Genomic DNA, 18,713 nt, shown 5'->3' on the forward strand with positions numbered 1-18,713 from the left:
AGCTATTGACTGTGTGATGATTTTTTTTGGATTATTGATTGAAATCATTTGCGATCCAACAATACGAGTCCATCGGTTACATGAGGGCTTTGTTTAAGCGACACCAGTATCCATATAAATCAAAAATAACTGGCATTGATCCAAAAATGCACGGCAATGCTGGCAATATAACCCAGCAAGATGACTGGCATCCAGCGCAAGTGGTAGCCGAAGGTATAGCCTTCTTTGATCTGGCCCAACAAGCCGACTCCTGGTGCCGAACCAATCGCCAACAAACTACCCCCAACGCCAAGCGTTAAGGTAAGCAGTAACCACTGGCCATGTTGCAAGTCAGGATGCATATTCAACACCGCAAACATCAGCGTACCGTTATCGATAAATGCCGATGACAAACCGATGATGATATTGGCATTTGTCGGGTGGTTTTGCCCGTATAAAAACTGTGCAATCGCATCAAGGTAGCCGATAAAACTCAAAGCTCCGATAATCATCATCGCGCCATAAAAAAATAACAGCGTATCCCATTCCACATTGCCTATATTCTTATAAATATCAAAGTCTTGTTTTTCATTCTCGACGGGAACGTCCACACCAAAAAATTTGTAGGCATACGCAAATGGGCTTTCTTGATTTTTTACCGTCTGGGTCAGATAAAAACTGAAAAACTGTAACAGCGCCAAGCCCGCCATCATGCCGGCGGCGGGCGGAAGCTCAAGATACACATTAGCCCAAACTGTAATAATAAGCGTCACCGCGAAAAGCAATAAAATCCGTTTACTTCCGCGCCTAAGGTTTATTGCCCGGCTTGATGCGGCTGGGGTATCTTTAGGGACAAAGAAGTGCATGATGATTGCAGGGACTAAAAAATTGACCAGGCAAGGAAGTGCCAAAGCAAAGAACTCTGCGAATTTCAGGATTTTATTCTGCCAGACAAACAATGTTGAGATACCGCCCAAGGGGCTGAATGTTCCCCCAGCATTGACCGCCACAACGATATTGACACAAGCAATGCCGATGAACTGCTGCTTATTTTTGCCAACTGCCGTCGCCACCGCACCCATTAACAAACCCACCGCAAGACCGCTGACCACGGTGGAAAGTACGAACGCCAGAAAACCGGTGATCCAAAACAACTGCCGGTAACTGAATTGCTTGTTCAGCAGCCAAATCCGCAATCCGTCGAAAATACCGCGCTCTTCCATAGCGTTCAGGTAAGTCATTGAGACCAGGATGAACAACAGCAATTCGATATAAGCGAGCAAATTGCTTTCAAAGGCTACCGCAGCCACCTTGGCTTGTCCGTTCAGGGCATAGTAAATACAGATTGCAAACCAGATGATAGCTGCCCCTAAAACCATCGGTTTGGACTTACGTAATTCAATGACTTCTTCCGACATGGCAGCCACGTATGCCAAGACCGTAAACAGGACAGAAAGATAACCGACAATATGATGGGTTAGATCAAAATGGGCAGTTGCACCCGTTCCTGAAACTTCGCCCGCAAATACGGCGCTTGGTAAAAACAATAACGCGATAATTAACAGGATGCAGTTCACAGGATTCCCCAAATTAAGATGAATGATAAAAACGCAATCTGCATTTAGAGTCCATGATTTTGATTATTTGGAATTTGCCCGAATATTACACCAAAACTGATAGGCCAAAGGCAACAGCGAGATCACAACGATACTTAAAATGACGAGTTCAAAATTCCGCTTCACGATGTCGAGATTACCGAATTGATAGCCCAGCGTGATAAGTCCACCCACCCATAAACATGCGCCCGCGATACAAAAAAGCAGGTAACGTGGATAGTGCATATTACCTGCCCCCGCCACAAAAGGGGCAATCGTCCTGATTATCGGTATGAAGCGGGCAATAATGACAGTCTTACCGCCATGTTTATCATAATAAGCTTCTGTGTGGTCGATATATTCACGCTTGAAAAAACCTATTTTTTCCCGTGCTTTGATTTTAGTCCCGAAAAATCTGCCGATAACGTAATTGAGGTTATCACCCATTAAAGCCGCGCTGATTAAAAGCGCAATCAAAAGATACACATCCAACTGTCCGGTGCTTGCTCCCAGTGCGCCAACGGCGAATAGCAGGGAATCGCCCGGCAATAAGGGCATAACCACCAGGCCGGTTTCACAAAAAATAATCAGGAATAGTATGGCGTAAGTTAGCGTACCGTAATGTGCCAGAATAGCGGCGAGATGGGTGTTGAGGTGGATAAAAAAATCAAGGAATTGTGCCAATAAGTCCATAATCGCCAAGTTTTAAACCTTAAATATGATGATAAGAGGATACACTATTCTTCTACCGTCACGAACGCAATTTTAGCGATTCCTGCATGTTGCACGGTAGCCATAAGCTCCGCGATTTTTTTGTAAATCACGGCTTGGTCGGCATATAAATGCACAGCAACTTCCTTGTTTTTGACTAGCTCATTCTTCAAGACAGTTTCCAATGCAGGTAGATTTTCGATAGCTAGTTTATTGAGCGTTATCAACCCTTGTGCGTCGATGGCAAGCTGCAACGGTTGCTCGTTTATATTCGCCGTAGTCTCGGCAGTTTTCGGTAACGTCACGTGTACGGATTGCGTTAGCAATGGCGCAGTTATCAGGAGGATAATGACCAACACCAGCATGACATCAACGAGCGGCGTGACGTTAATCTCGCTCATTGCACTATCGTTTTCAGATTGCGGTTTAAAAGCCATGTTTACTCCTTCTTGCCTTGGGTGTCCGCACTTAAGGCAACGTGTATAAAACTGACCACGAAATTTTCTAATCCGGCGCGATGTACTTTCATTCGGCGCAAGAAAAAATTGTACGCCAGTACGGCTGGCACGGCGACCGCTATGCCGATGGCGGTGGCGACCAGCGCATCGCCAATCGGGCCTGCAACCACATCCAGGCTCGTCGATCCGCTTGCAGTAATCTCGTGCATGGCGTGCATAATGCCCAAGACCGTCCCGAACAAGCCGACAAATGGCGCGGTGCTGCCGATGCTCGCCAGTACCGTCAGACCGCTTTCCATAAAGTGCAGTTCTTCCTGCAATTGCACGGACAAGGCGTGTTCCAGCAAATCACTCGGCGCACCGCGAAACTTAAGGCTCTTGGCTGCGGATTGCCGACTTTCCGACAACCACGCCAAACCTTGCTGGGCAATTCGTGCCAATGGCCCCCGGAATTTGTTTGTGGGCATAGCCTCTGCTTCAGCCAGTGATTCGGTTTCCCAAAATGCGCTGTCAAAACGTCGGTTCAAATAGCTGTTTCTTGAGAACTGCCAAGATTTAAAAACAATGAGTGTCCAGGTCACTACCGAAAAAGCCAGTAATACATATAAAGTCCCGTCTACAACGGCGGCGGGGGAACTATGATAGAGCATTAGGATTTCCTTCTTTGGTTATTCAACATAATAATTACAGCGGTTACGACAGTAACGGCCTGTATTGATTCAAGACGCTTAAACTGCCATTAATTTGCTATCTTAAATCTGGACACTTTTAACCCTTTTTGGGTAACGGCTGTACCGTTAACTATTTTGGGTTTGAATTTACAGTTCTTGGTAGCATCCAAAGCCGCATCGTCAAAAATACCGGGAGGTTGTGCGCCGACAACTTTCGCATTTGCCACGACTCCCGCTACGCTGATGGTCACTTCGATCTTAACCCAGCCTTCAATATGACGGCTCATGGCTCGCATAGGATATTTCGGCTTGGGGCATCCCAATTCGACAATCCCCGAACTGGCTGCTTTGCCGTTGCCACTTTTTGTTGCCTTATTCGGTGATCCTGACACTGGGGTTTCCGATTTTGGGACGGAATTGGAAGGTGACGGTTGCGCTGAAGCCGGTTCATCGGTTACAAGCTGCGGTTTTGGTATCTCTCCCTGTTTATGGATAACCGGCTCTTTCTTCTTGACGGGTGGCTTGACGACCTTCTTTTTCGGGGGAATTTTTTTGGGCGGCGCAGGTGGTGCAGCTTCAGCTTTTGGGCTAGACTCAGAAAGCAACGCCACTTCCATAACTTTTAGCGGCTCCGTCACGTTCTCATTTTCGGTGGGTTGTAACAACAAAACAACCACCCATAAATGCACCAATAGCACCAGAACAGCCAATAAGCCAACGATAGGGCGATGATGTATTTCGCCAGTCAGCGCTTCAAAGAGAGGGGATTTTATTTGCACTATCGTTATCTTAACGTAAGTCCATATTATCGTTAATCATGGAATCTTTATAATGGGCTTAAGCCAAGCAGAACCGCAACCAGGTATTTATTGTGTCGGTTAAACATAGCGAATACCAGTAATCATAATATTTTTGGAGACCACCTTGTTGTGGACTTGTATAAAAATTGTTTGTTGAATCATGATTCAGGGGCTTCCAATTCGCCATTTTACACTAAAGGGAAATTGGGTGAATTTAAGATTTTAGTTAACTATTCAGCGAGAGGTTAGTGGGTTAAACCTGTATTTTTTTGATGCACTTGTCGGCTTCATGCTTGTGAGTCGCGTGTATTTTGGAGTGGCAAACCTAGGTTTGCCACTCCGCTCTATCAATCAAGTTACAGATTTAACCCACTACCCAGTAAGAGAATCAGCCCCTTCTCCCCCTGGAAAGGCTTTTTTAGGCAAACATATTAGCCTTATTCCAGCAACTGAAAATACTTAAACGTAGCTGCTTTTTTATTAAAAGTGAACACCTGTTGGCAATTTAAAACCTTTGCAGAATGTGCAATCAATAAGTCGGCAAGCCCTAGTTTTACATCGTGAGCCGAGCCGATAAAACCCTGGATCGCCGTTTGCCCTTCAAACTTCAACACAGGCATGAGCAAAAGCTGGTTAATGGCCGAGACAATATCTTCATCCGCTATGTCGTAAATGGACTGCAAAACCCATACCGTTTCCAGCACGACCAGTAACGGCACAAACAACGCCTCTTGCTTTTCTTCCGCTTGCTTAAAAAGCCGGTAAACCACAGATGCCTGATGGTCATCGTCCTTTACCAGAAAGCGCACCAATACGTTGGTGTCCAAGGCCATCACTGGAAACTGTCCCGTAGTTTTTGCCTGATGGCGGCATCCATGTCCTCAACGCTAACCGCAACCTTGCCCGGCTTATGCAACACGCCAAAAACGTCATCCACCTTTTTAGTAATCGGCTTAAGTAATACTTCATTTTTATCGGTAATAACAAACTCAATTTTATCACTAGCATGTAATCCCATAAAATCCCTTATGTTTTTAGGAATTGTGACTTGGCCTTTGCTGGTTAATGTCGTTTGTTGCATCCTAACTCCTTACTATTTTGTATAAGCATTACTTTATAGTAAGAATTAATTTAGTCTCAGTCAAGCCCTCATCTATGCCCAGTTCCTCTGCGGACGTGGCAACCCGTAAGATGCGCCAAATGTAGGATGTGCCGAGGCACGAGGCGCATCAATCGAGAACACGAACGATGCGCTTCCCTTCGTTCAGCACATCCTACAACCCTACAACCGCCAGCCTAACTTTCTTTTTGATCGGGTCTGTCCAGGCAATAAAAACTTCGTTACCTATTTTTTCCAGGCCCAGGTAATTACTAGGCCATCGCGCAAAACTACCGCGAAAAACCGTTTTTCGCTCAGTTATATCGCCGCCAGGAGTCACCCGCGCCACCAGCAATTCTTCTTCAGAGCCAGCATTGCTGCGCCACGTCACCATTGCTGAACCATCATCCAGCAATAACGCTTTCCCGAAACCAATGGCATGGTCATCTACGACAATGGGTGATTTGAAGGCGTTGCCGTCAGATGCAAAACTAAGCCGAAGCGTACCTTTGCCGTCTCCGGCGCTGAACCAGGCGACAACAGCCTGCCCGTCGGACAGATCCACGGATGGGCCATTGCTGGGGCAGCCATTGATTACCCAATGATCGTCATGTACCGGAGCCGCATGTGTTACGCCGTCATTGTTCCAGCGCACCGCGCCAATATCACGGACTTCCCCTTTAAGATGATCCCGATAAACTGTCAAAAGCTCATCGTTTGCAACATCGGTATTAACGCTACAGCAGGAACAGATATCATTGTCCAAGGTAATTTCTTTGCCCACTTGCCTAGCTTTATCCAGCACAGCAGCCATTAATTGGTAGCGACTGGTTTTATTGGGGCTGGTTTCATCTTCATCATGGTTGACGTGCCTACTATCTGTCCACACCAGCGCTAAACCCGCATCTGGTAGTGGCGTAAGCGACATTTGGGCATCGTAAATGCGGGCTTGCTCGCCGTAGGGTTTTAAGGGTGCAGTCCACGTTTGCCCACCATCCTTTGAATGTGCCAAATAAATATCGGCGGCATAAGGGTCTTTCTCGTTTTTTACCGACTTCATCCATGCCGCAGTCAACGAGCCATCGCTCATTCCCAGTACGACTGGTGAGGCGGCAAGTTTGCTGTCCGTAATGATTACGGTCTGCGTTGGCAACCAGGCAGCGTTGTCGTAAACGGCAAAGCGCACGGTATTTTTTTGTCCCTTGGTTTCCACCCAGCTTACAATCAACTTATCGTCGGACGTATGAGCCAAATGATGATGTTGATTAATGCCCACCGCCGGAATCGTTAACTCCCGCACCTGAAGTTTTTCTGCAACACGGGCAGTCTGGCAGCCCTGGCAAAGCAGAAGGCTGGCTACCGCCATTATTTTAATTATAAGTAACTTCATATCTCGTCCTCTCTGTGTATATGCATAAACTCTTCACCGAATCAGTCAGCGTTTCATTCTTATTGTAATGTTCCCACAGTTAAGAGAAAAAACGTCATCTCGGCAATCCCTGCCGGAATGACGGCTTAACTTAATGGCAGCAAGTAGCCCGTATGAAGTGCAACGTAATACGGGAAATCGAAGCCACGAAATCCCAGATTCCGTAAGCATCATCCAGGCTACTCACTAATCGCCTACGCTAAATTAGTTTCGACATATAGAATTCATTTGCGAATTTCCCGCCAACAAACATAGAATCCCGTTTGATTCCTTCCCCCTCAAAACCAAATTTTTCGTAAAGCGCAATGGCTCGCTGATTGTGCGCCATTACTGTTAATTCCAATCGATGCATTTTATTATCTTTAGCCCATGATTCGAGATTAGACAGCAATTGCTGGGCTGTGCCTTTTCCCCAATACTCCTTTAACACACCGATGATGATATAACAGCAATGGCGGTTACGGTTTGCAATACCTCCGATACCGACTACAAAGCCGATAAACTTATGTTCATATTCCGCCACAAACATCGCTTTTGAAGGTGAATGTTCAATTTCCTTCAAAAAACTTTCCTGCTGTTCAACTGTTTGATTTCTCTCTTTAGGTTCAAACAACATAAGTTCTGTTTCCTCATCGATTTGCGCGATCAAATCCACCAGACTTTTGGCATCTGTCAATTTTGCTTTCCTCACAAGGAAAGACTGTTTGTTATTTAACAATATTTGTCTCTCATACTTAAATAAGAAAGCCAAAAAATGTTTGGTTGGCAAACATCAGGCAGTCCAACCTACAATGCTAATACTCAACCCGAATAGACCCAATCGCCGTCAGCGGCGCACCGGGGGCAATGCCTAACCGAGAGGTTACATTGGAATCCGGGTCGGTCGATTCGTAGTAGTCCTTATCTAACAGGTTACGGATATTGAACTGGGTGGTGATCTTGGTTGCCCCCACCTTCATTTTATAAGCTGCAAAGGCATCCATACGGACATAACCGGGCAATTGGAAACTGTTGGCAAAATCGCCTTGCCGCGCCCCAGCAGCAACGCCACCCACGCCGAAACTAAAGCCATTTTGTGACTCATAACCATTGACATCATACTTGACCCACAAGCTGCCTGAGTGTTCAGGAACGTTCGGCATCCTGTTTCCGGCGGTATCGCCACCGTGATCTACAAGTACCCTTGCATCAGTGAAGGCATAGCTACCGATCAGGCTCACTTGATCCGTAATCTGCCCAGTTACATCCAATTCAATACCTTGGCTGCGTTGCTTATTGGCGATCTTGTCAAAAAGGAAAGCTGTAGAATTATCAGGTACAAGGATATTATCCTTGGTCAAATGATAATACGCCAATGTTGCAAGCAGCCGATCATCAAATAGCTGGGTTTTTAAGCCCGCTTCAAACTGCTCGCCCCTTTGTGGATCAAAAGTTGATCCGTCATCAGCCGGGGCATTATTGGCATTGAACGAGGTCGTCCAATTACCATAAACCCCTAGCTCTTTAATGGGTTGGTAAAGTATGCCCACCCGTGGGCTAAAGCCCTCATCTTTATTTGATGGCAAGGTGGCTTCAGCAATGTCAAAAGACCCCTTATAAGATGTTCCTGTGTCTGCCCAATCATAACGCCCACCCCCCATTATATGGAGTTTGTCCCAAAGCGTGATGTGGTCTTGAAAATAAGCGCCGTACCATTCGTTATTAGCAAAAAGAAAATCGGACCCAGCACAGGTAGAGCATGGATGAGATAATGTGTCACTAATAAGTGTCGGATTGATCCCATAGCTTGGCGATGGATTAAAAATATTAATATCAAGAGCTGGATTTGGGATTTCGTATTCACCAAAGTAATGATATTTCTGAGTAGACTTAAAATAGTCAAAGCCCACTAGGACTTCATGTTTGGAAAACCCTAACTTGAACTTTCCGGTCAAATCAAGGTTCGTAGCATAGTTTTCACTATCGGTTTCCTGACCAAAAATATTACGTCTGAGAGTTCCATCCGGTAGTAAGGCTGCTTCACTGGGGCCGAAAGTGGGAGCCGGGTTGACGAAACTGGAAAACTCATTGTTAAAGCCTGCAAGAAAACGGTTATGTATCGCCCAATCGTCGTTAAAGCGATGGTTAATTTCTGTGCTGACCATCGTGTGAGAAACATGATCTGTAAGGCTGTTCGGGTCATCAAGCGACCGACTGATGGGTATCGGTGCAGGGCGATTACCCACTGCCGGGATGCCAAGATCCGCCTGAAAATCTTGGTCTGAACCTTCGACACTCAACGTCAGGTCGGTACTGTCGGTTGGCCTCCATGTGACACTGGGATTGACCATAACCCGATCGTTAAAAACAAAATCCCTGAATGAACTATTGTTTTGGTAAGTACCGGTAAAACGGTACGCTAACGATTTATCATCTGTCACAGCCCCCGTGGCATCCCATTGGGTACGGTAATAATCATAAGAGCCAAACTGTTGCTCTAGCGAATAATAAGGGGTGTCGAGCGGTTTCTTGGTGGTGATGTTAACTAAGCCGCCGGGTTCAATACGACCAAACAGGACAGCCGCAGGGCCTTTGAGTACGTCGATGCTTTGCAAATTGCCAGCATCAAATTCAGTTGGGAAGCCATCGGCGTTAGCCAATAATCCATTCCGGTACACCCTGTTATTGCGGAAACCACGAATAATAAAGCCATTGCCATACCCCAATGTTGGTTGCGCCCTTACACCGCTGACGTTTTCCAAGGCATCCTTAACCCGTGTCGTTTTCTGGTCGTCCATCACTGCCCTTGGCACAACTTGCACAGAAACTGGGGTATCGAAAATAGGCGTGTCGGTCTTGGTCGCTGTCGAACTATTCAATGTCGTGTAGGTTTTGTTTTTTTCGTCGGTTTTTCCGGTGATGGTGATTTCCGACAATTCAACCGCGCCAGATGAAGATTGCGCTTGCTGCTTGCCGTCTGCTTTTTCTGCCGTTTGGATTACGTTGCTGTCCTCTGCCTCCAAGGCAGCTGCCTGGGTTACGCCTGCCAGGGCAAGCGTAATCGCCAAACTGAGATGTTTTATTTTTACTGTCTTCACATTGAAACCCCTGTTATGAATTATTGTTATAAATACAAAAAATGGCTGAAATGTGTGTCATAAATTTCAAGCTCAATCGATTACTAAAGCAATAACCATGCCATAACTATTTATAATATTGATTTATAACATTATTATTTTATTTAATGGATTTAAAGTCAGCAAAGGCTGACAAATAGCCAAAAACTGTGTCATATCACCCACTTTTCGTGAAAACTGCGTGATATGACACAGTTTAATTATTATTTATATTAAAAACATGAGGTTATACTTTAATAAACAACCAAAAACCGGCAAAAAAGGGCGTTTTCCCAAATATTGGGTAAAAAGTGTGTGATATGCCACATTTCTAAATTTTACTTGTAAAAATCTGGGCAATTTTGGCGGGTATTATTGATTTAACACCTGCCGGGCAAGGCATGTTACCAATGCTGTAAAGTTAAGAGATAGCGTTCCTTCCCTCTTGGGGATACCTGTTGAGGATGCAGGGTAAGTAAGGCAACGTAGGACGACAAACTGCTCCTGCGTTTGCTGCATTCAGAAAATCCTGTACTTCAGCGGTTGCCGAGAAGTCGGGGATGAAGGGGGATATAAGCCTTTTCCCTGTGTTAATTCTCCTCACCCCAACCCTCTCCAACAGGAGAGCGCGTTTACTTCCTTAACTTGACGGCATTGTGCGCAAACTCTGTAACTTAGTTATTAGAAGTGCTGGCCCCGTTCGAGGCCTGAAACCGTCGGAAGACCACAATACTCAGGCAAGTTCAGCCCGAATGGTTTCAAACTTTATCGAGCCAAATCAATAATGATGCCTGGCAAGTTTCCTCGCGCATTTATTAATTCAACCCAGTACTTCAAATCCACTAGCTTCTAGTGGTATATTGCAACCATGAACAAGCGCAGTAATAATAATCGGGAGTTACACAATGAATACTGAAGGCGTCGATGAGTCTAAACGCCAGTTTTTAACGTCGGCCTTAACCGTCGTTGGCGCTGTCGGCACAGGCTATTTAGCCGTCCCTTTTCTTGCCCAAATGCAACCCAGTGTTAAAGCGATGGCGGCTGGCGCACCGGTGGAGGTTGATCTGAGCAAAATGGAACCTGGGCAATTAATTAGGGTCGCTTGGAGAGGCAAACCGGTTTGGATTCTCAATAGAACCAAAGCCGTACTTGAAACTTTAAAGACATTGGAAGACCAGCTTAGTGATCCTCATTCCCGCGACTCCATTCAGCCAACTACCAGTAAGAACTCCTTACGCGCCATCAAACCTGAGATTTTTGTTGCCGTCGGCTTATGTACGCATTTTGGTTGTTCGCCAACATTTCGTCCAGAAATAGCCCCAAATGATCTCGGCGCGGAATGGAAAGGTGGTTTTTTCTGCCCTTGTCATGGCTCCCGATTTGATTTGGCTGGTCGTGTGTATCGTGGAGTACCCGCTCCAACCAATCTTGAAATACCGCCACATCACTATGTAAAAGACACGCTGCTCGTCATCGGTGAAACTACAGAAGGAAAAGCCGCATGAAAACCAATCGTATCACTGAGTGCAGTAACTGGGTTTTAGCACGCTTTCCGCTATCCAAGCTCTGGAATGAACACATGGCGCATTACTACGCGCCTAAAAACTTTAATTTCTGGTATTTCTTTGGCTCTTTGGCTTTGCTGGTTTTGGTTAATCAGTTTGTGACTGGCATTTTGCTAACCATGAATTATAAACCGGACGCAAAGCTGGCTTTCGATTCGGTCGAGTACATCATGCGCGATGTCAATTGGGGCTGGCTCGTTCGCTATATGCACTCAACGGGTGCATCGGCGTTCTTTATTGTCGTTTACCTGCACATGTTTCGAGGATTGATTTACGGCTCTTACAAACAGCCCAGGGAGTTGATCTGGATTTTCGGTATGCTACTGTTCCTGGCGCTAATGGCCGAAGCGTTCATGGGCTATTTGTTACCTTGGGGGCAGATGTCCTACTGGGGAGCACAAGTTATCATTTCATTATTCAGCGCTATACCGTTCGTTGGTGATGATTTATCACTGTGGATACGTGGCGATTATGTGGTTTCAGACGCAACGTTGAATCGATTTTTCGCTTTCCATGTCATTGCCGTGCCGTTGGTTTTGGTGATGCTGGTTTTTCTTCATATAGTTGCGCTACATGAAGTTGGCTCCAATAATCCGGATGGTATAGAAATCAAAAAGACCAAAGATGCGAATGGGATTCCGCTGGACGGCATTCCTTTCCACCCTTACTACACCGTCAAAGACCTTGTAGGCGTGGGGGTGTTTTTGATTTTCTTCGCAACCATTATTTTTTACCTGCCTGAAGTGGGCGGTTTTTTCCTTGAGTCCGACAATTTTATTCCAGCCGACCCACTAAGAACACCTGAACATATTGCCCCGCTTTGGTATTTCACCCCGTTTTATGCGATTCTTAGGGCGATACCGGATAAATTTGCCGGTGTAATTGCCATGTTTGGCTCCATCGCAGTGCTGTTTATATTGCCTTGGTTAGATCGTAGCCCTATCAAATCGGTACGCTATCGTGGTGGCATCTTTAAAAAAGCGCTATTCGTCCTTGTGGTCAGCTTTGTCGCTTTGGGATATCTGGGAACGCAACCGGTAACTCCGACTGGAACCATTTTTTCACGCATATTTACTTTGGGCTACTTTGGTTTCTTCCTATTGATGCCGATTTATAGCCGTTGGGAAAAAGCTAAACCTTTGCCGACACGGTTAACAGAACAACCCACAATAGAAGATCACATACCGGCTCTAAAGGAAGTGTTTGACGAAATGACTGTGCTAAAACCCGTCACCAATCCAGACGATATGAAGTCTTTTTATGGTTCTACCGTGTTAAGAAGACGGCCTAATCCAAAGGGAATTCTCAGGGTTGTGAGCCGAGTGGCAAAAAAAATAAAAGCGAGCCTCGATTAATATGAAAAATATTTTTATCACGATCTTATTATTGGCATTGTCTTTTGGTGTGCTTGCCGAAGAAAACGCCCATCTCCAACACGCAAAGATCAATCCTACCGACAGTGAATCGTTACAACGTGGTGCTAAACATTTTGTGACGTATTGTCTGGGTTGTCATTCCATAAAGCACATACGCTACCAGCGGATGTCTTTGGACTTCGGTATTGACGATAAAAAAGTGTTGTCCGATATTGCGCCTCAAGGCGCGACTATCTATCAACAGATGAACACCGCGATGAATGCTCATGATTCAGAAAAATGGTTTGGTATTCAACCACCCGATTTATCGCTGGCTGCCCGTTCCCGTAGTGCAGACTGGATCTATAGCTACTTAAAAAGCTTTTACGCTGACCCAAAAAAACCATTAGGAACCAATAACTTAATATTTAAGGATGTCGGTATGCCCAATGTCTTTTGGCAGCTACAAGGCGAACAAAAAGCCACATTCAAAACCGTCGATGGCAAACAAGAAATAGAAAGCCTAGCCGTTAATGTCCCTGGTGCGTTATCAGAACAAGAATTTGATGCGATGGTCAACGATCTCGTGAACTTCCTGGTTTATGTCGGCGAACCCATTAAGCTGGAAAGGGAACGTATGGGTAAGTATGTGCTATTTTTCCTGAGCATGTTCTTACTCCTCGCCTATTTGCTCAAAAAAGAATACTGGAAAGACGTACACTAACTAACGCCTTCTTAAGGAACAAGGATGTTTCTATTGCCAGCATCATAATCACCATATCAACAAGGAAACGGTAGCAAACTTGTCTTCCATGCTATAATGCCGCCATTTTAACCGCCCCGCTCGCTTACAAGAGGTTGTTATTTGTGGCAAATATTTTTTCCCGTAGATCCGTCATGACGCTTTTCTCCACACCCACTTGCCCAATGAGCCATTCTGCCCGTTTCGTCTTGCACGAGAAGGCTATTGTTGCTGAAATTGAATATTACGATCCGAACGATCCGCCAGAAGAATTGCTTGAACTCAATCCCACAGGTGTATCGCCAACCTTAGTTGAACGCGATCTGGTGCTTTACGACTCGCGTATCATCATGGAATATCTGGATGAACGCTTTCCGCACCCACCGCTACATCAAATGGATCCGGTCTCACGCGCCAATGCCAGGATGATAATCAAGCGCATCGACCAAGATTGGTATCCTTTACTGGATGAAATATTAGTGTCTGGCGACAAAAAATCTGGACGTGCAAAAAAGCAGCTTAGGGAAAGTTTAATCGCAGCAGCACCTATTTTTGCCGACAGACCCTTTTTTATGAGTGAAGAATTCTCCCTGATAGACTGCGTTCTTGCACCTTTGCTTTGGCGTTTACCTTCAGTCGGGATTGATGTCATCACACCCAATGATGCTATCACCAACTATACCAAACGCATTTTTGGCAGGTCTGCTTTCAAAAGCAGCCTCAGCGAAGATGAAAAAGAGATGGCCGAACTACCTAAATGACTTCGCTCAAACCGTATTTGATTCGTTCCGTCTACGAATGGATTGTTGATAATGACTTAACACCCCATCTTCTGGTCAATGCGGAAATCAACAAAGGCAACTTGCCGACAAATTACATCGAAGACGGCAAGATTATCCTGAATATGCGTCCTCAAGCCATAGCCGCGCTTTCCCTTGGCAACGAATTCATCGAGTTTAATGCCAAATTTAGCGGCAAACCCATGCAAATTGCCGCATCTGTGAATGCGGTCATGGCTATTTACGCCAAGGAAAACGGCAAGGGCTTAGTTTTCGACCAAGAAAACAACGACAACGAACCGCCACCTGTGCAAACACCACCTAACAAACCGAGTTTGAGGGTAGTTAAGTGAGAGCTTAGGTGTTGGGCTGCCTACAGGGATGTGGGGTTCAGCAAGAGTGGAGCTTATTTATTAACGCAACAGCATTGGTTCGTAATATAGAGTGAAAACCTAAGTGTTCATCAATGATACTGGGCTTTGTACTTCGACAACTTATAATTAGCCTTGCTCACTTGACTGCCTTAGATAATATTATTTTCTCTCATCATCAAACAATTCATTAACTTGACTGGTGAAATGTCCTTTTGCCAGGCGGGTCAATAGCTTATCGCCTATTTTTATTTGCTTAGTCGATCTAATGATTTGCCCAGAAGCCTGCTCCGTAACCAGCGCATAACCACGATTTAAAGTAGCTAACGGACTTACTGCATGTAAGGTTTGACTGGTGTTGAGTAAGTGTTGTTTGCTGTGTTTCAGGCAAGCGTTTGTTGCCGAAACCAAACGTTCGCTAAGATAAGCTTGCTGCTGTTGTTTGCGCCGAATAGCTGATATTGGCGTTTGTTGCCATAACCGAGCGGTTTGAGTTTCGACGATTCTCCGGTTATGTGCCAATCTTAACTGCACCGCTTTTTTTAGATTTAATTCCAGTTCAGCCAAGCGTTGTTGGTTGCGGCTTAGTTTTTGCTGGGGATGTTGTTGTTGCAAGCGTCCGACTAGCCAGTCTACTTTTTGCTGCTGCTGTCTAAGTAGACGCTGTAAGTGTTGTTGTAGCTGTGTTTCTAATTCATTGAATTTATATAACCATTGTTGTTGATCTGGCGTAGCGTGTTCGGCTGCGGCTGATGGTGTTGCGGCACGTAGATCGGCAACAAAATCCGCGATTGTGACATCGGTTTCATGCCCAACACCGGAAATAACCGGAATCTGGCTGGCGTAAATTGCCCTGGCAACTATTTCCTCATTGAACGCCCACAAGTCTTCCAGCGAGCCGCCACCTCTGGCAAGTATCAACACATCGCATTGTTTAAGGCTGTTAGCCGTGGCAATCGCCTTGGCGATTTCAACCTTAGCATTCTCGCCTTGAACGGCAACGGGATAAATGATGACGGGGACGGCGGCAAACCGTCGCCGCAAGACCGTCAAAATATCGCGGATGGCGGCACCCGATGGCGAAGTGATAACACCAATCGCTTTAGGCAGAAGGGGTAAGTCTTTTTTGTTTATCGTCGAAAACAACCCTTCTTCGGACAATTTGAGTTTGAGCGCATCAAATGCCCGTCGTAATACGCCATCACCCGCTTCTTCTAGGTATTCTACGATTAGCTGGTAATCGCCACGGGGTTCGTACAGGCTAACTTGCGCTTTGACGACCACCTGTTTGCCATTTTCTGGTTTGAATGACTGCCTGCGTTGACCACGGAACATCGCGCAACGTACCTGAGCGTTGGCATCCTTTAACGTAAAATAACAATGCCCGGATGAGGGGATGCTGAGGTTGGAGATTTCGCCTTCGACAAAAATCGAGAAAAAATGCTCCCCAAGCAAAGCCCCGGTTTCGCGGTTGAGCTGGCTGACAGTGTAGATTATTTGCGGCACGAGAGGTATGGCTTAAGGATATGGTGTTAATCGTAACTTGTCCTGCTATTTTGCTTATCTGCAAGCTCCCGATAATGGCTACGAAAATACAGTAAAGGCTCACCAGAGCGGCAATTCGCTTCCTGTACCTCGCCGATGACAACCCAATGCGTTCCCGCTCGGACTTTTTCTACAACCTTACATTCCATCGACATAATACTGTCATCTAAGATAGGTACACCAGTGCTGCCGATATGCCAAGCAGCATTGGCAAAGCGTTCTTCCTGGCTACTACCACCGGAAAAATTATTGGAAACATCCTGCTGATTAACATTCAAAATATTCACCGCAAAACGCTGGTTTTGGTCGATATTCTCCCCAGTATCGGCGGATTGGTTAACGCAAACTAAAATTTGTGGTGGCTCGGCGGAAACGCTGGAAAAAGCCGTCACTGTCATGCCGCGCATACCGTATTTTTCTGAGTGCGAAGTGACCACAGCAACGCCGCTCGCCCACAATTGTAAGGCTTTTTTAAAATCTTCCGAACCTACCACCATTCATTGCTCCAGTTTTTGCTGATGCTTGGTATTCCGTTGCCTTAATAGAGAAGCCCCGAAATCCAATATTTTATTTAATTAAGGGCAATATGGTACAACACCCGCGAAATGCAGGTTAATTATTCAACGCAAAAATGCACAGCTTATGTAAGGCGAATTGTTAGGCAGATTATTCTTCCGATTGTAAGCGTTGGATCTGGCGGTCATGGACACGCGAAAACAGCACTAAGGCCGTGGTCGCACCGATGAGCGCAAACAACATATCGGATTGCGTATCCCACGAATCGCCCTGTGTACCCAGGAATTCATCAGCGCCTTGACCTAGGATAAGCGCAGAAACCCACTCGATCAATTCGTAACTGGCGCTGATAGCAAGGATGATGCAAATGATGATAAACCTGAGCATCTTCCTTCCATGTACGTATTCACCACGAATAAGGATTTCACGGGCAACAAGCGCAGGGACAAAACCTTGAAAGAAATGACCAATCTTATCGTAGGGATTACGGCTAAGGTCGAGCCAATCGGCAATCTCAAAACCAAGTGGAACCCGCGCATACGTATACGCCCCTCCAACCATCAGCACACAGGCATGGATGAAGATGAAGCCGTAGACCAAGGTGGTCAGCGGGAAACGACGATAAGTCGCCCACAGGACGGGCAACGCAACGATTATAGGGAATACTTCTAATGCCCATGTTGTGTGGTCATAGGGATCAGCACCGGACAACCCCAACAACGGCACTACGACGAATGAAGATAATAAGAGTGGTTTTGGGCGTTGAATTGACATATTTGAGATGGATTATTTGTTTGCGATTTTATCAAGTTGCTTATGGGAAGGAAATCCTTTTACAGATTTCAAGACAGAACCCGTAAGATTGCGCTAAGTGTAGGGTGTGCCGAGGCACGAGGCGCATCAATCCACTAATGATTTAATCTGTTATATTGGTTTTAAAACATCAACGACAAATTGAGTGCAAAATATCTTGAAGCTTGCCCCGTCCCCCAGAACACGTAGTATTCTTCGAGAAACCTACTATAAATCAGTGCCGTCACTAATCCGCAGCTTTTTTCGGGGCAAGCGTCGTGATGCCGTTTTCCAGCAAGCCATGCAGCAGTTCCTGCAAGACCCTGGTGCTTGTGCATCCCCTGGGAATCCGATTCTCACTGACTTGATCTACGGTTGGGGAAATGAAGCCTGGAGCGCCATGGATGAATACCTTGCCAGTTGCATAGATTATGCGCTTAAGTCAAACGGGCCGATATTGGAATGCGGCTCTGGGTTGTCCACCATCCTGCTAGGAGCCATCGCCAAAAGGCAAGGTCAACGTCATTGGGTACTTGAACATAAACCTGCATGGGCGACAAAAGTGCAACATCATTTAAATAATTACCAGCTAGATTCCGTCGTCTGTACAAAACCTCTCAAGGATTATGGTGATTTTTGTTGGTACGATGTCCCGTTAGATAGGATGCCAGACAATTTTTTCTTGGTCGTGTGTGATGGCCCTCCCAGAAGAACCAAGGGAGGAAGGTATGGGTTGGTCCCAACCATGAGAGAACGATTGAAATCAGGCTGCGTCATCTTATTGGACGACGCTTATAGGGAAGCAGAGCTTAAAATCGCAAAAAGATGGGGGGCAGAACTAGATACGTCATTTGCTATCCAAGGTATTTCAAAGCCTTACATTAAAATGGTCGTGACTTAACAGCTAAAGCCCAGGTCACGCCAACTACTTCCGCGTCTCCTGTCATGCTAATCACATGTAGTCGAGTATAGGCTAATAATTTAGGGGGCATTGATTGGGTAGTGGGTTAAACGTGTATTTTTTAATGAACTTGTCGGCTTCATGCCTGTGAGTCGCGTGTATTTTGGAGTGACAAACCTAGGTTTGTCACTCCGCCCTATATCAAGTTACAGGTTTAACCTACTACCATTGATTGGATTCGGATAAAATAAAGGAAACTCTGAACTTGTGATTCCATTCATGGTTCGACGAACGCAATCAACCAGTTACC

The 18,713-nt window shown here is 45.7% G+C and carries 19 protein-coding genes; 6 read left to right on the top strand and 13 right to left on the bottom strand.

What is annotated here, in order from left to right:
• Positions 1-119: 119 nt before the first annotated feature.
• The 10 genes from nhaD to AC1YY3_RS02085 all read right to left on the bottom strand — a co-directional run bounded on the left by nhaD (position 120) and on the right by AC1YY3_RS02085 (position 9,819).
• Complete coding sequence (gene nhaD / locus AC1YY3_RS02040) at positions 120-1,556, bottom strand: sodium:proton antiporter NhaD (RefSeq protein ID WP_481822929.1); 1,437 nt, start codon at positions 1,554-1,556, stop codon at positions 120-122.
• Between the two features lie 63 nt (positions 1,557-1,619).
• The gene (locus AC1YY3_RS02045) at positions 1,620-2,267 is read right to left on the bottom strand and encodes a DedA family protein (protein WP_481822946.1); all 648 of its coding nucleotides are present in this window, start codon (positions 2,265-2,267) and stop codon (positions 1,620-1,622) included.
• 44 nt (positions 2,268-2,311) lie between these two features.
• Positions 2,312-2,722, bottom strand: coding sequence for an ExbD/TolR family protein (locus AC1YY3_RS02050; RefSeq protein WP_481822928.1), 411 nt, complete (start codon positions 2,720-2,722; stop codon positions 2,312-2,314).
• Between the two features lie 2 nt (positions 2,723-2,724).
• Positions 2,725-3,393, bottom strand: a complete 669-nt coding sequence (locus AC1YY3_RS02055) for a MotA/TolQ/ExbB proton channel family protein (protein ID WP_481822927.1) — start codon at positions 3,391-3,393, stop codon at positions 2,725-2,727.
• 89 nt (positions 3,394-3,482) lie between these two features.
• Positions 3,483-4,193 carry an energy transducer TonB gene (locus AC1YY3_RS02060; protein WP_481822926.1) on the bottom strand — a complete coding sequence of 237 codons (711 nt, stop codon included), beginning with the start codon at positions 4,191-4,193 and terminating at the stop codon, positions 3,483-3,485.
• Between the two features lie 458 nt (positions 4,194-4,651).
• The gene (locus AC1YY3_RS02065; RefSeq protein WP_481822945.1) at positions 4,652-5,047 is read right to left on the bottom strand and encodes a PIN domain-containing protein; all 396 of its coding nucleotides are present in this window, start codon (positions 5,045-5,047) and stop codon (positions 4,652-4,654) included.
• Positions 5,047-5,295, bottom strand: a complete 249-nt coding sequence (locus AC1YY3_RS02070; protein WP_481822925.1) for an AbrB/MazE/SpoVT family DNA-binding domain-containing protein — start codon at positions 5,293-5,295, stop codon at positions 5,047-5,049. The genes AC1YY3_RS02065 and AC1YY3_RS02070 overlap by 1 nt, the downstream gene beginning before the upstream one ends.
• Before the next feature lie 193 nt (positions 5,296-5,488).
• Positions 5,489-6,703 carry a sialidase family protein gene (locus AC1YY3_RS02075; RefSeq protein ID WP_481822924.1) on the bottom strand — a complete coding sequence of 405 codons (1,215 nt, stop codon included), beginning with the start codon at positions 6,701-6,703 and terminating at the stop codon, positions 5,489-5,491.
• A gap of 238 nt (positions 6,704-6,941) precedes the next feature.
• On the bottom strand, positions 6,942-7,433 hold the full coding sequence (locus AC1YY3_RS02080) for an N-acetyltransferase family protein (protein WP_481822944.1): 492 nt from the start codon (positions 7,431-7,433) through the stop codon (positions 6,942-6,944).
• A 103-nt stretch (positions 7,434-7,536) separates the two neighbouring features.
• Positions 7,537-9,819, bottom strand: a complete 2,283-nt coding sequence (locus AC1YY3_RS02085; RefSeq protein ID WP_481822923.1) for a TonB-dependent siderophore receptor — start codon at positions 9,817-9,819, stop codon at positions 7,537-7,539.
• Positions 9,820-10,742: 923 nt separating this feature from the next.
• On the opposite strand from AC1YY3_RS02085, the gene petA reads away from it, so the two are divergent.
• The 5 genes from petA (at position 10,743) to AC1YY3_RS02110 (ending at position 14,631) form a co-directional block, all read left to right on the top strand.
• Positions 10,743-11,342: a ubiquinol-cytochrome c reductase iron-sulfur subunit gene (gene petA / locus AC1YY3_RS02090; protein ID WP_481822922.1), complete on the top strand. Its 600-nt coding sequence runs from the start codon at positions 10,743-10,745 to the stop codon at positions 11,340-11,342.
• Entirely contained in the window at positions 11,339-12,757 is a 1,419-nt protein-coding gene (locus AC1YY3_RS02095; RefSeq protein WP_481822921.1) for a cytochrome b, read from the top strand. Before petA ends, AC1YY3_RS02095 begins: the two co-directional genes overlap by 4 nt.
• 1 nt (position 12,758) lies before the next feature.
• The gene (locus tag AC1YY3_RS02100; protein ID WP_481822920.1) at positions 12,759-13,481 is read left to right on the top strand and encodes a cytochrome c1; all 723 of its coding nucleotides are present in this window, start codon (positions 12,759-12,761) and stop codon (positions 13,479-13,481) included.
• A 173-nt stretch (positions 13,482-13,654) separates the two neighbouring features.
• The gene (locus AC1YY3_RS02105; protein WP_482194297.1) at positions 13,655-14,260 is read left to right on the top strand and encodes a glutathione S-transferase N-terminal domain-containing protein; all 606 of its coding nucleotides are present in this window, start codon (positions 13,655-13,657) and stop codon (positions 14,258-14,260) included.
• The gene (locus AC1YY3_RS02110; RefSeq protein WP_481822918.1) at positions 14,257-14,631 is read left to right on the top strand and encodes a ClpXP protease specificity-enhancing factor; all 375 of its coding nucleotides are present in this window, start codon (positions 14,257-14,259) and stop codon (positions 14,629-14,631) included. Before AC1YY3_RS02105 ends, AC1YY3_RS02110 begins: the two co-directional genes overlap by 4 nt.
• Positions 14,632-14,811: 180 nt before the next feature.
• On the opposite strand, the gene xseA is transcribed toward AC1YY3_RS02110, so the two are convergent.
• The 3 genes from xseA to AC1YY3_RS02125 all read right to left on the bottom strand — a co-directional run bounded on the left by xseA (position 14,812) and on the right by AC1YY3_RS02125 (position 17,484).
• Complete coding sequence (gene xseA, locus AC1YY3_RS02115; protein ID WP_481822943.1) at positions 14,812-16,164, bottom strand: exodeoxyribonuclease VII large subunit; 1,353 nt, start codon at positions 16,162-16,164, stop codon at positions 14,812-14,814.
• A 17-nt stretch (positions 16,165-16,181) separates the two neighbouring features.
• Positions 16,182-16,691, bottom strand: coding sequence for a flavin reductase family protein (locus tag AC1YY3_RS02120; protein ID WP_481822917.1), 510 nt, complete (start codon positions 16,689-16,691; stop codon positions 16,182-16,184).
• Between the two features lie 169 nt (positions 16,692-16,860).
• Positions 16,861-17,484 (bottom strand): DUF2238 domain-containing protein, encoded by a 624-nt coding sequence (locus AC1YY3_RS02125; RefSeq protein ID WP_481822916.1) that lies wholly within the window; start codon positions 17,482-17,484, stop codon positions 16,861-16,863.
• 256 nt (positions 17,485-17,740) lie between these two features.
• Between AC1YY3_RS02125 and AC1YY3_RS02130 the strand changes: the two genes are divergently transcribed.
• Positions 17,741-18,403: a class I SAM-dependent methyltransferase gene (locus AC1YY3_RS02130; protein ID WP_481822915.1), complete on the top strand. Its 663-nt coding sequence runs from the start codon at positions 17,741-17,743 to the stop codon at positions 18,401-18,403.
• Positions 18,404-18,713: the final 310 nt, after the last annotated feature.

The sequence above is a fragment of the Methyloglobulus sp. genome (assembly GCF_964779595.1).

Bases quoted from the DNA above. Each gene is read 5' to 3' on its own strand.
- AC1YY3_RS02045 (WP_481822946.1), bottom strand. From the start codon at position 2,267: ATGGACTTATTGGCACAATTCCTTGATTTTTTTATCCACCTCAACACC.
- AC1YY3_RS02050 (WP_481822928.1), bottom strand. From the start codon at position 2,722: ATGGCTTTTAAACCGCAATCTGAAAACGATAGTGCAATGAGCGAGATT.
- AC1YY3_RS02055 (WP_481822927.1), bottom strand. From the start codon at position 3,393: ATGCTCTATCATAGTTCCCCCGCCGCCGTTGTAGACGGGACTTTATAT.
- AC1YY3_RS02065 (WP_481822945.1), bottom strand. From the start codon at position 5,047: ATGGCCTTGGACACCAACGTATTGGTGCGCTTTCTGGTAAAGGACGAT.
- AC1YY3_RS02070 (WP_481822925.1), bottom strand. From the start codon at position 5,295: ATGCAACAAACGACATTAACCAGCAAAGGCCAAGTCACAATTCCTAAA.
- AC1YY3_RS02075 (WP_481822924.1), bottom strand. From the start codon at position 6,703: ATGAAGTTACTTATAATTAAAATAATGGCGGTAGCCAGCCTTCTGCTT.
- petA (WP_481822922.1), top strand. From the start codon at position 10,743: ATGAATACTGAAGGCGTCGATGAGTCTAAACGCCAGTTTTTAACGTCG.
- AC1YY3_RS02095 (WP_481822921.1), top strand. From the start codon at position 11,339: ATGAAAACCAATCGTATCACTGAGTGCAGTAACTGGGTTTTAGCACGC.
- AC1YY3_RS02100 (WP_481822920.1), top strand. From the start codon at position 12,759: ATGAAAAATATTTTTATCACGATCTTATTATTGGCATTGTCTTTTGGT.
- AC1YY3_RS02105 (WP_482194297.1), top strand. From the start codon at position 13,655: ATGACGCTTTTCTCCACACCCACTTGCCCAATGAGCCATTCTGCCCGT.
- AC1YY3_RS02110 (WP_481822918.1), top strand. From the start codon at position 14,257: ATGACTTCGCTCAAACCGTATTTGATTCGTTCCGTCTACGAATGGATT.
- AC1YY3_RS02120 (WP_481822917.1), bottom strand. From the start codon at position 16,691: ATGGTGGTAGGTTCGGAAGATTTTAAAAAAGCCTTACAATTGTGGGCG.
- AC1YY3_RS02125 (WP_481822916.1), bottom strand. From the start codon at position 17,484: ATGTCAATTCAACGCCCAAAACCACTCTTATTATCTTCATTCGTCGTA.